Annotated in this window: 2 protein-coding genes; both read left to right on the top strand. The window is 76.1% G+C overall.

Annotated features, from left to right (window positions below; all coding sequences use genetic code 11):
- Positions 1-1,334: bifunctional 3'-5' exonuclease/DNA polymerase (locus ACFOYX_RS08525; RefSeq protein ID WP_377533868.1), on the top strand; the 1,334-nt coding region annotated here is incomplete at its 5' end.
- A gap of 142 nt (positions 1,335-1,476) precedes the next feature.
- A complete protein-coding gene (locus tag ACFOYX_RS08520) occupies positions 1,477-2,070 on the top strand; it encodes a nucleotidyltransferase family protein (RefSeq protein ID WP_322441724.1) in 594 nt (197 codons plus the stop codon).
- Positions 2,071-2,203 lie beyond the last annotated feature (133 nt).

Genomic DNA, 2,203 nt, shown 5'->3' with positions numbered 1-2,203 from the left:
CGCCGGAGCCGCCGGGCCACGGGCAGGGCGCGCTCTTCGACGCGCCGTCCGGTCCGCCGGGCCCGGGCATCGAGGCGCTGGCCCGGGTGTACGCCGACCAGCTCGCCCGGATCGCGGCGACCGAGCACCCCGGCCGGTTCCGCCTGCTGGTGGCGGCCGAGTCGGCGGGCGTGCTGATCGCCACGGAGATGGGGGCGGCCGGGCTGCCGTGGCGGGCCGAGGTGCACGACGCGCTCCTCGCCGAGCTGCTCGGCGAGGCCTCCCCGGTGGGCGGGCCGCCGCGCCGGCTGGCCGACCTGACCGCCCGGATCGCCGCGGCGTTCGGCGTACGCCAGCTGCACGCGGACTCCCCGGCGGAGCTGTTGAAGGCGTTCGCCCGGGTCGGCGTGGAGCTGCCGAACACCCGGGCCTGGGTGCTGCGCGGGGTGGAGCATCCGGCGGTGCCGCTGGTCCTGGAATACAAGGAGCTCTACCGGATCTGGACGGCGCACGGCTGGGCGTGGCGGGACGCCTGGGTCTCCGGCGGCCGCTTCCACGCGGAGTACGTGCCCGGCGGGGTGGTCTCCGGCCGGTGGGCCACCCGGGGCGGCGGGGCGCTGCAGATCCCGAAGGTGATCCGGCGGGCGGTGGTGGCCGATCCCGGCTGGACCTTCGTGGTGGCCGACGCCGGCCAGTTGGAGCCGCGGGTGCTGGCCGCGGTCTCCGGGGACGCCCGGCTCGCGGTGGCGGGCGGGGCCGGCGACCTCTACGCCGCGCTCGCCCGGGACGCTTTCGCCGGTGACCGGGCCCGGGCCAAGGTGGCCCTGCTCGGCGCGATGTACGGGCAGACCGGCGGCTCGGCGGTGCCCGCCCTGGCGGTGCTCAAGCGGAACTACCCGACGGCCTTCGGCTACGTGGAGGCGGCGGCGCGGACCGGCGAGGCCGGTGGCCTGGTCCGCTCCTGGCTCGGGCGCACCTGCCCGCCGGGCTCGCTCGGTTTCGCCGACGGCGACGAGGCGGCCCCGGACGCCGGCGCGGACCCGCAGGGGCCCCGGGCCCGCGCCGCCCGCTCCCGGGGCCGGTTCACCCGCAACTTCGTCATCCAGGCGACGGCCGCCGAGTGGGCCTCCACGCTGCTGGCCACGTTGCGGACGGCCCTCGCGGGCACCGAGGCCGAGCTGGTCTTCTTCCAGCACGACGAGGTGATCGTGCACTGCCCAACCGGGCAGGCCGACGCGGTGGCGGAGGCGGTCACCGCCGCGGGCGCGCGGGCGGCGGCGCTGCTCTTCGGCGACACCCCGGTGCGGTTCCCGCTGGACCTGTCCGTCGTCGACTGCTACGCCGATGCGGCATAGTCGGCAATTTTCCCTTTTGCCCCGCTACCCCGCGCCGGGCGCACTCGTTGGGCCCGTTGTGCGTACGACGGGACGGACCGGGCGCAGGTGAACCGGTGCCGTCCCCACGGTCGAGGGGGCGCAGCTGAACCGGATCGCAGGAATGATCATCGCGGCAGGCGGTGGACGTCGCATCGGCGGACCCGAGGCGCTGCTGCACCAGGGGGAGAAACCCCTGGTGAGCCGGATGATCGACACGATGGTCGAGGCCGGCTGCGAGCAGATCGTGGTCGTACTCGGCGCGGCGGCCGACCAGGTCCGCCAGACGACCGACCTGACCGGGGCCACCGTGGTGGTCAACCGGGCGTGGGGGACCGGGGTCGGTTCCTCGATCCGCGCCGGCCTGGCCGCCCTGACCGACGACGGGATCGAGGCGGTCGTCGTGGTGCCGGTCGACATGCCGGGGCTGACCGCCGGAGCGGTCCGGCGGGTCGCCGCGCTGCCGTACCCCGACGTGCTGGTCTGCGCGACCTACGACGGGCTGCGCGGCTACCCGATGCTCTTCGGCCGCCGGCACTGGGCCGGCATCGCCACCCTGGCCAGCGCCGACGTCGGCGCCCGGCCCTACCTGCTGGCGCACAAGGACCAGATCGTCGACATCGGGTGCGACTCGATCGCCGACGGCAGCCGGATCGACAGCCCCGAACTGATGGCGCTGTACGGGCTCAGCGTGCCCGAGCAGCGGGTGGGCGTCTGACCGCCCGCCGCGCCGGCCGGGCTTCCACGCCCCGACTCAGGCCAGGTCGAACAGGGCCGCCGCGTTGCCCCAGCAGACCGCCCGCAGCCAGTCGTCGCCGAGACCCAGTTCGGCCAGCCCGGTGAGCTGCTCG

This window comes from Micromonospora sp. GCM10011541, from assembly GCF_042650725.1.
GTDB lineage: Bacteria > Actinomycetota > Actinomycetes > Mycobacteriales > Micromonosporaceae > Micromonospora > Micromonospora sicca.
Note: the sequence above shows the minus strand (reverse complement) of the source record. Positions and strands in the feature narration are given on the sequence as shown.

Coding starts and splice junctions, on each gene's coding strand:
- ACFOYX_RS08520 (WP_322441724.1), top strand. CDS start 1,477: ATGATCATCGCGGCAGGCGGTGGACGTCGCATCGGCGGACCCGAGGCG.